The sequence below is a fragment of the uncultured Brachyspira sp. genome, assembly GCF_944390595.1.
In the GTDB taxonomy this organism is placed as follows: Bacteria; Spirochaetota; Brachyspiria; order Brachyspirales; family Brachyspiraceae; genus Brachyspira.
In genome coordinates, this window is sequence record NZ_CALXRN010000080.1 from 1 (window position 1) to 10,129 (window position 10,129).

The window sequence follows — 10,129 nt, forward strand, 5'->3', positions numbered from 1 at the left end:
TCTTCTATTTCTACAAAAACTGCGTCTATTACTAATATTACGACTACAGTTGGAGATGTGAATAACTTGCATCAAATGCTATCAGGTAAGATGATAGAGGCTAAAGTTGGATATACAGGCTCTATTAGCGGAAATGTTTATTACTTCATGGGAGAAAATGAGGCTTTAGCTGTTGCTTCTCTTATGATGGGTCAAAAAGAAGCTGCTTTAAATGATATGGTAGCACAAGTATTAAAAGAAGCTTTTTCCCAAATGGTTGGGGTTTCTGATAGTGCTTTATCTTCAAGATTTGGAGGAAGTTTTACTAATTCGCCTATAGAGACTTCTATATTAGAAGATGCTTTTGGTATTAATATACCTGGACCTTTGGCAATAGTTAGCGGTAATTTATCTATTGAAGGAGAGATAGACAATGCTCCTTATGTATTTGCTTTAGAACTTCCGCTATTACAAAGTCTTTTAAGTTCAGCTTCCAGCAGTGCTACTTCATCTTCAGCTCCTGCGTCTTCTGCCGGAAATGCTGCTTCAAGCAATAGTCCTATGGGCGGACTTGTTGATAATCAGGCTTTTGATTCAGGTCCTCAATTAGGCGTACAGCATGCTGAATTTAACTCTTTAATGCCTGCTTCTGATGTTCAGGGTACCGGCAATATTGGTCTGCTCATGGATGTAACTATGAACATGACTGTAGAGTTAGGAAGAGCTACTATGACTATTAGAGATATATTAGGACTTGGTGAAGGTTCTATTATAGAGCTTCAAAAATTAGCAGGTGAACCTGTAGATTTGCTTGTTAATGGTAAGTTAATAGCTAAGGGTGAGGTTGTAGTAATAGATGAAAACTTCGGTGTTCGTGTTACTGATATCATAAATCCTATGGATAGACTTACTAATAAACCTAGATAAGTTAAAATAAGTACCAATATAAGAAAAGCGGGGATTAAAAATCCTCGCTTTTTTATTTTTATAATTGAAATTATCTTAATAAATATATATAATTGTATATACAAGAGCATAGATAGTTTTGCATTTTATAATATATAGTTTGCTTTTTTAATAAAAATAGGTAAGAAGTGAAATAATGAGTGATAAAAAACAAGATAATGAACCTAAATTGAATGCTGCACCTTCTAGTAACATTAGTTTACTTATGGATGTTTCAATTAATGTTACAGTTGAGCTTGGAAGAGCACGTTTAAGTATACGTGAAATATTAGAGCTTGGGGAGGGTTCTATTATAGAGCTTCAGAAATTAGCAGGTGAACCTGTGGATTTACTTGTTAATGGTAAGCTAATAGCTAAGGGCGAGGTTGTAGTAATAGATGAGTGTTTTGGTGTTCGTATAACTGATATTATGAATTCTACAGATATATTAGTTGAAAATATTTCTAAAACTGATGCTGAAAATAATAAAAAAGATAAATAATTTATATAACAAATTTTAAATGGTTTTAATTCTGATATGCATATTCAATTTCTGAGTAAGTTCAAATAATAAAAAAATGTATATATTTAATTTTAATTATTAAAACTTTATAGATTATACTAATAAATTATTATTTCTAACAAGTAACTAAAAAATATTTTATATATTATAACTAATTTAATAATAAATATTTACGATAATATAACTATGAATAATAAGAATCGTTTTATAATTTTTTCAGTTGTTATTATCGTTTTAATAATAGTATCTTTTTCATCACTTATAGTTACAGCTAATACTAGAGCATCTGAAACTATAGTTAGAGATAGCGAAGTAAAACAGGATAATTTACAAAATAATGAAATTAACACTCTTAATCCTGAAAATAAAAAAATAAGAATACTTATAGATCCCGGACATAATGCTGCAACAAAAGGTGCATTAGGTTCATTAGGATATGAATATTATATGACTTTAAGAGTAGGCAGAGAATTAGCCAAAATACTTTCTGAAGACAGCAGATTTGAATATTTTTTAAGTAGGGATGGTGCTTATTACAGCAGACCTATTAAAGAATATATGACAAATAATTATGAAAAACTTCTAGGTATATATAACACAAAAATAGAAGATCAATACAGAAATGGAAATTTAACTAGATATCAAACATTAGAATTATATGCTATAAGACATTATGCTATAGATAATAATTTTGATTTATTAATTAGTTTGCATTTTGATTATATGCCTTATATAAGCAGAAGAAGAAAAACTTCAGGCTTCCATGTTATAGTTAGCCCTTATAACAGGGAATTTGCAGCTTCTATGCAGGTAGCTCAGAGAGTATCTAAGAGAATGCAGGAAGAATATAATATTTCACCTATTATAGGACATGATGCGGTGCTTCCTGATTCTGTATGGAAATTTTATGATAAAGATGAATTAATTGATGAGGGTATATCTTTAAGAGGACTAATTGTTATAGGCGATGCATTTGAGCATACTTATAATAAGCAGGAAATGAAAAAAGATGTTCCTTCTATTATGATAGAATCAGCTTTTATACATGAAGCTAAATTTGGAAGTACAAAAGAGATAAAAGAATTGGCTAATCAAATATATAAAGCATTAGTTGATATCTATACTACGACTTGATAAATATTATATATTTTGTTAAAATGGTTGTAAAAGTATAGGTAGAATTATTTTATGTCTGAAGTTTATAAAATAAAAAAGAAGAAACATAATAAAAAATATGTTAATAAAACAGAATCTTCATTTTCTTTATTTTTAAAAAAAATAGGTAAATTCTTAACACATAAGATTTACTTTATGTTTATACCTCATTCCAAAAAGAAAACTAGAACTCTATCAATTTCAATATATGCTTTGATTATCATAATACTTTTAGTTTCTGTAGCATTGCTTTCTACTTTTTCATTTTTAACAAAAAATACTATAATGGCGAGCAAAACAGAAATATTAAGCGGAAGCTATCAGGATAAATTAAGAGAAATAAACTCATTTGAAGAAATATTTAATTCTGTTGTTACAAATGATTATTATAGAACAGATATGTCTAATGTGGCGAAAAAATTAAATATAGAGAATTCCAATATTGATTTTAACAGTAGTAATTATGCTGATAATATTCTTCTTTTGAATTCCAGATCTGAGGAGTTAGAGAAGATAAGGGGATATTTGGATGAATTAAAAGCTAATGTATCTTCAAAAAACAATTCTTTAGAGCCTATACCATCTATACTTCCCATAGACTCAAGATATGCTGTTATCTCAAGGCCATATCAGGATGGTTCTGTTATATCCAAAGGTGTTGGTTTTGAAACTATTGCGGGGACTTTAATAAGAGCTACGGCTTCCGGAACAGTTAATAGTATTTCTTATGATAAAGATACAGGATTTACTATAACTATTTATCATAGATTCGGTATTATAACAAGGTATAAAGGGCTTGCTACATCTTTAGTTTCTGAAAATATGGATGTAGGAAAGGGTGAAATTTTAGGTAATGCTAAAACTGGGGAATTTGAATATGAATTGAGATTAGCTACAGAATATGTTAACCCTTTAATATTTACTACTTTAGATTATGAAGATAACTGACAATAAAAAATTGCAAAATGGAATCAAATATGCGGCACTTGGAGCTGAATTTGGAAGTATGGTATTAGGTTTAGCTTTTGTAGGACATTATGCAGATAAACATTTTGGAAGCAGACCTTTATTTACTATAATAGGTATATTTGTTGGTTTTGTTTCCGGCATTTACAGGTTATATAAAATATCAAAGACTTTTGATAAGATTAATAAAGATTGAAAAGGAATTGTAAATGGAGCCTATAATAACTAGTTTATTGGATACAGATTTATATAAATTTACCATGCAGCAATGTGCTTTAAGGCAGTTTTCTGATGTTTGGGTACGTTATGTTTTTAAAAGCAGGAATATATTGGAATGGACTAAAGATATGCATGATGAATTTTTACAGCAAATAAAGTATTTCTGTAATTTAACTTTTCAAAAAGATGAATTGGATTATTTGTCATCATTAAGGTTTATAAAGAGGGATTATATAGAATTTTTAAAGTTATATAGACCATTAGAAGAGCATATAAAGGCGTTATTTGATAATAATAAATTAACAGTAGAAATAGAAGGTCCATGGTATCAAACTATTCTTTGGGAAATACCAGTACTTGCTATGATTAGTGAAATTTATTATAAATATACTGTTTGTAAAGATGATAACGGAGAGAAAGCATATAAACAAGCAGAAATAAATTTAAATACAAAATTAAATGACATTCTTCTTCCAATGCATAATCATGATAATGGATTTAAATTTTCTGAATTCGGAACAAGAAGAAGATTTTCGTTTAAATGGCAGGATAAAGTTATTGATATTCTTAAGAAAACTCTTCCTGCTTCATGCCTAGTTGGTACAAGTAATGTGTATTTTGCTTATAAATATAATTTGCTTGCTGTTGGAACGAATGCTCATGAATATTATCAAGTAGGACAGGCACTAGATAAAGTAAGACTTGCTGAAAGTCAAAAGTTTATGCTGCAGTCTTGGGTAAATGAATATAGGGGCGATTTAGGTATAGCATTATCTGATACATTAGGTACAGATAAATTTTTGAAAGATTTTGATTTATATTTTGCAAAGCTTTATGACGGAATAAGACATGATTCAGGAGATCCTATAGTTTGGGGATATAAAGTTATAGAACATTATAAAAAATTGAGAATAAGTCCTAAAACTAAGACTCTTCTTTTTAGCGATAGTTTAAATTTTGAAAAAGCATATAAAATTTATAAAGAGTTTAAAGATGAAACTAATGTTACATTCGGCATAGGTACTTTTATTATGAACGATTTTGAACCTGTAGCTAAACCTCTTAATATAGTTATGAAACTTCAAAGTGTAAATGGAAAACCTGTTGCCAAGCTGTCTGACGATGAAGGCAAGACTATTTGTGAAGATGAGGAGTTTCTGCATTATCTTAGAATAGTAGCTAATGAATAGTAAAATTATAAAATAGTATTTGCATTAGAAACAAATATATAATACAATATGAGATAAAATAAATAATTATGAGGTAATAAATATATGTTTAAAGGCACTACAATTTGTGCTGTAAGTAGGAATGGAGTTACAGCTATAGCAGGTGATGGACAGGTTACATTGGGAGAAACTGTAATGAAGCCGAATGCAGTTAAACTTAGAAAATTGTACGGCGGGAAAGTTGTATCTGGATTTGCCGGTTCTACTGCTGATGCTTTTACATTATTTGAGAAATTTGAAAAAAGACTGCAGGAGTTTTCCGGAGATTTAACCAGAGCTGCTGTTGAGCTTGCACGAGAATGGAGAACTGATAAGATGCTTAGAAATTTACAGGCACTTATTATAGTAGCAAGTAAAGATAAAATGCTTTTACTTTCCGGAAACGGCGATGTTATAGAAAGTGAGAATAATATACTAGCTATAGGAAGCGGGGGGCAGTATGCTAAAGCAGCAGCTATTGCTTTAACTGAAAATACAGATTTGTCAGCTCCGGATATAGCAAGAAAATCACTTGAAATAGCTTCTAAAATATGTATATATACTAATAGTAATATTTCTTTGGAGGTACTTGAATAAATATGTCATTTGATGCGAAATTAGAAAGCGAACTTACACCTAGAAAAATAGTAGAAGCTTTGGATCAATATATAATAGGTCAAACAGAAGCTAAGCGTTCAGTTGCTATAGCTTTAAGAAATAGATATAGAAGACGTCATTTGCCGGAGGATTTAAAAGATGAAGTTGCTCCGAAAAATATTATACTTATAGGACCTACTGGGGTTGGTAAAACAGAAATAGCTAGAAGACTTGCTAAATTGGTAAATGCTCCTTTTATTAAGGTTGAGGCTACTAAATATACAGAGGTTGGTTATGTCGGCAGAGATGTTGAGAGTATGGTTAGAGATTTAGTTAATGTTGCCATATTTGATTTAAAAACTGCTATGATGAAAGAGGTGGAGAAAGAGGCTACTGATATAGCTTTGGATAAATTGGCAAAATTATTGCTCCCATCTGTAAAAAAAGAAGATGCAGAAAATTTATCTGAAGAAGAAATGGAAAAAAAGAAAAATGCTAAAGAGCAGATAAAAAAACGCATAGCTAATGGCGATTTTGATGAAAGTTATGTTGAGATAAAAATAACAGGCGGTCAAAATAGAATGTTTGGTATAATACCAGGCATGGGCTTTGAAGAAAGCGATATGATTCAATCTATGGTTGGAAGTATTATGCCTCCAAATAAAAAACATAAACGCCTTAGAGTTAAAGAGGCTAAAAAATATCTTATTAATGAGGCTTCTGAATCTTTAATAGATATGGAAAAAATCACATCAGATGCTTTAAGCCTTACTGAAAATATGGGAATAATATTCCTTGATGAAATAGATAAAATAGCAAGCGGAAATAAAACCGATAGTGCTGATGTTGCCCGTCATGGTGTACAAAGAGATTTACTTCCTATAGTAGAAGGAACTACTGTTAATACAAGATATGGTCCTATAAAGACAGATCATATATTATTTATAGCAGCAGGAGCTTTTCATATTAATAAGCCTTCTGATCTAATACCTGAACTTCAAGGAAGATTTCCTATAAGAGTTGAGCTTAAAGCTTTATCTAAGGATGATTTTAAGGATATACTTGTTAATCCTAAAAATGCTATAACTAAGCAGTATCAGGAACTTCTTAAAACAGAAGGTGTAACTATAGAATTTGAAGATGCAGCTTTAGAGGCTATAGCTGATATGGCTTATAATATTAATACTAATGTTGAGAATATAGGTGCTAGAAGACTTTACACTATAATGGAAAAAGTTTTTGAGGAAATTTCTTTTAGTGCAGATGAACATAAGGGTGAATTTATTAAAATAAATGCCGATAATATAAAAGATGCTATGAAAGATATTGAGGATAATAGAGATATTAGCAGATATATATTATAATAGTGTTTTTTTATATAAGTAGACTTTTTGTAAATTTTTTATAAAATTTAAATATAAATAAAAAATTTAAAGGGGACTGAGATGGATAATAATAACAATAATAATGAGCAACAAGAATCATCAGCTTTTATTAAATGGGTGCCTCTGTATGAAACTAGACATAAGCTTATAGATAGTCAGCATAAAGAATTAGTAAATATTGTTAATGAACTTTACACTGCAACAGTAGATAATAATGCAAATACTAATGAAGCATTTATAAAAGCTATTAAAAAGTGTATAGATTATACTCAATATCATTTTAAAACAGAAGAAAAAATAATGGATCTTATTAATTATTCTGATGCTGAAAATCATAAAGCTATGCATAAAAGTTTCTATTTGGAAATAGTTGATCAGATTAGAAAATATGAAGAAGGTCAGCCTTTTGTTGCCAATAAATTCATTAAGTTTTTAAAAGATTGGCTTTTGGAACATATAGGATTCCAAGATAAAAAATTTGTAAATGAAATTAAAGAAGCTTTAAATAAAAAAGAAGGTCATTAATTCATTTTACTTGTATCTTATAAAATCCATTCTTTTTAAAAGAAAAATGTATAAAATGTTTTAGGAAATTTAGTTGTGTCTAGGAATAATTCGTATACTGTTGGTGTAATTATATTAAGTATTGTTAGTGCTGTACTTCTGTCTTTGTCTTTTCCGCCTCTTAATTTATTTCCAGTATCATTTATAGCACTTGTCCCTTTAAATATTATAATTTATAAGTCTGATAAACTTAGATATTATATAATATCAGCATCTATATTTGTAGTTGTATTTTTTGGTTATCTCCTGTTATGGGTAACCTCTTTTATGTTAAAAGAGACAGAAGCAGTAGTATCCTTTTTAACTTTATTTACCATACTTTTTTTAATTACATTTCTCTTTTATTTTCCAGCAATGTTATTAAGCGGTTTTATTTCTAAAAGAATGCCTAAATTTAGGTTTTTAGCTATAGCGGCAACTTTTACATTTATGGAATATATGAGAAATGTAGGATATTTAGGTTTTCCATGGGGTATTATAGGATATTCTCAATGGAATTTTTCTTTATTTATACAGTCTGCGGATATATTTGGAGTATTAGGAATAAGCTTTGTTATATATTTAAGCAATGCTTTAATAGCACATTATTTAGTAATGTATGTTGAAAAGCCTAAATATAGAAGACCTTATATTCCGGCTTTAATTTTTATTGGTTCGTTTTTGCTTATTATACTTTACGGTGCTATAAGAATTAATGTAGAAGAATCAAAGAGAACTTTGCAGCCTAAAACTAAGATGGCATTAATACAAAAATCATTTGATCCTAATATTTATTGGAATAGTATATATACAGGAGAGCCTTATAGAAAAGGATCTAAAGGGATACAAGGTTTTGCAGAAAAGTTCTTGTTAAAACCGGAAAAATTCAAAAGTGAAGAGAAGCCGGATGGAGTAACTCAAAATGGTACTATATCTGTTAAAAGAATAGCAGAACTTGCAAGAGATGCCTCTCTCTCAAAACCTTCATTAATAGTATATCCTGAATCTGTTACATTAGATTCTTATGGTTTTTATATATCAGAGTATAAAGAAATTTTTGACTATGGTTTGGCATCAAATTCTATGTATCCTGGTGTATTCAATACATACATACTTTATGATATGATTAGATATACTCAAACTTATCATTTACTTGGAACAACTATTATTAAAGAAGATACGAATGAGAATGCTTATAATCCGTATAAATATTATAATGGTATGGAATTTATTAATGACAGAGGAAATGTTATTGGAGAATATTCAAAAATAAAATTAGTTCCAGGAGGAGAATCGTATCCTTTTCAAGATAATGAATTTTTGCTTAATACTTTTCCATTTAAAAATATTATTAATTTTATGTATTCTCAATTTGATAAAGCAGGTGCAAACAGATGGAATAGAGGAAGAAGTTTAACAGTATTTAATCATCCTAATGGTTATACTTTCTCAGGTGTTATATGTTTTGAGAGTGCTTTTGGAAATTTTGTTAGGAAATTTGTTTATGATGGAGCTCAGACTTTAGCTGTTATCACAGAGGATGCTTGGTCTTATAGTGATGAATCTTTACTTCAGCATTTTTACATGTCAATATTTAGAGCCATAGAAAATAGAAGAGATATTGTACATAATGGAAATTCTGGAGTTACAGGTCATATATCAAGTACAGGAAAAATAATTTCTACTCTTCCTTTTTGGAAGCCTGATTATATGATAGTTAATGTAGCTTTAAATAGTGATATAACAATATATACAAGATTTGGCGAATGGTTTGTATATCTTTGTTTTATATGTATATGTGTTTTATTATTCTTTGCTACTACTAAGAGTATATCAGAATTAAAAGAAATCATTAAACAGCGTTTATTTAATAAAGAAGCTAAAGAAGAAAAACAGGAAGCTGTTGTTGTTATACCTTCCGGAAAAAAAGTTGATGATTATATTAATAGCGATACTTTTGATGAATTGCCTAGTTTAGATGATATAGAAGATTCCATACCAAAAGATAAAATAGATGATAAAAAAATTATAAAGGATAAAGAAGAGCTTAGTAAAGAAAAAATTATAAAAGATAAAGAAGAACCAAAAGTTATAGAAAAAAAAGAAGTTCTTAAAAAAGATAATGCAGAAAATGATAAAAAGATAATAGATGTATTTTCTGAAAGTAGTTTAAATATAAATTATAGTAAAGAGATTTCTGATATAATTGAAGATTCCAACAAGGATTATAACATATTTGATGATAGTAAATTTACATCTGATATTTATTCTACTTTGAGTACTATTATAGAAGAAAATGAAGAAAATATTAGTAAAAATAATACTAAAAAAAATAATAGTGCTAAAAAATAATAATAAAGGGTGTTTATGTTGAGTTCCATTAAGGTACTTATAGCAGAAGATTCTAAAATAACTGCAGAAATGCTTAATAATATTTTATCAAGTCATTATAGAATAGATGTTGTCGGTATAGTAAATAATGGTATAGATGCATATAGAAATATAATTTCCACTAAGCCTGATTTTCTTGTTATGGAAATAGATTTGCCTTTAATGGGCGGAATAGAACTTTTAAAATTATTAAAAAAAGAAAATATATCAATAAATAT

General features: G+C 28.7%; 11 protein-coding genes. All 11 read left to right on the forward strand.

Annotated elements, in window-relative coordinates; translation table 11 throughout:
* Nucleotides 1–906, forward strand: a 906-nt coding sequence (fliN, locus tag Q0J90_RS04285) for a flagellar motor switch protein FliN (RefSeq protein WP_297276731.1), incomplete at its 5' end; no start/stop codon positions are given.
* 175 nt (nucleotides 907–1,081) lie between these two features.
* Nucleotides 1,082–1,426: a flagellar motor switch protein FliN gene (fliN, locus tag Q0J90_RS04290; protein ID WP_297276732.1), complete on the forward strand. Its 345-nt coding sequence runs from the start codon at nucleotides 1,082–1,084 to the stop codon at nucleotides 1,424–1,426.
* 207 nt (nucleotides 1,427–1,633) lie between these two features.
* Nucleotides 1,634–2,581 (forward strand): N-acetylmuramoyl-L-alanine amidase, encoded by a 948-nt coding sequence (locus Q0J90_RS04295; protein WP_297276733.1) that lies wholly within the window; start codon nucleotides 1,634–1,636, stop codon nucleotides 2,579–2,581.
* Between the two features lie 54 nt (nucleotides 2,582–2,635).
* On the forward strand, nucleotides 2,636–3,550 hold the full coding sequence (locus Q0J90_RS04300) for a M23 family metallopeptidase (protein WP_297276734.1): 915 nt from the start codon (nucleotides 2,636–2,638) through the stop codon (nucleotides 3,548–3,550).
* A complete protein-coding gene (locus tag Q0J90_RS04305) occupies nucleotides 3,537–3,764 on the forward strand; it encodes an AtpZ/AtpI family protein (RefSeq protein WP_297276735.1) in 228 nt (75 codons plus the stop codon). Before Q0J90_RS04300 ends, Q0J90_RS04305 begins: the two co-directional genes overlap by 14 nt.
* A 13-nt stretch (nucleotides 3,765–3,777) precedes the next feature.
* Nucleotides 3,778–4,977, forward strand: coding sequence for a nicotinate phosphoribosyltransferase (gene pncB / locus Q0J90_RS04310; RefSeq protein ID WP_297276736.1), 1,200 nt, complete (start codon nucleotides 3,778–3,780; stop codon nucleotides 4,975–4,977).
* 84 nt (nucleotides 4,978–5,061) lie between these two features.
* Nucleotides 5,062–5,592, forward strand: coding sequence for an ATP-dependent protease subunit HslV (gene hslV, locus Q0J90_RS04315; protein WP_028330688.1), 531 nt, complete (start codon nucleotides 5,062–5,064; stop codon nucleotides 5,590–5,592).
* 2 nt (nucleotides 5,593–5,594) lie between these two features.
* Nucleotides 5,595–6,956 carry an ATP-dependent protease ATPase subunit HslU gene (gene hslU, locus Q0J90_RS04320; RefSeq protein WP_297276737.1) on the forward strand — a complete coding sequence of 454 codons (1,362 nt, stop codon included), beginning with the start codon at nucleotides 5,595–5,597 and terminating at the stop codon, nucleotides 6,954–6,956.
* 81 nt (nucleotides 6,957–7,037) lie between these two features.
* Nucleotides 7,038–7,502, forward strand: a complete 465-nt coding sequence (locus tag Q0J90_RS04325; protein WP_297276738.1) for a bacteriohemerythrin — start codon at nucleotides 7,038–7,040, stop codon at nucleotides 7,500–7,502.
* A 75-nt stretch (nucleotides 7,503–7,577) separates the two neighbouring features.
* Entirely contained in the window at nucleotides 7,578–9,872 is a 2,295-nt protein-coding gene (gene lnt / locus Q0J90_RS04330; protein WP_297276739.1) for an apolipoprotein N-acyltransferase, read from the forward strand.
* Nucleotides 9,873–9,887: 15 nt separating this feature from the next.
* Nucleotides 9,888–10,129: response regulator (locus Q0J90_RS04335; protein WP_297276740.1), on the forward strand; the 242-nt coding region annotated here is incomplete at its 3' end.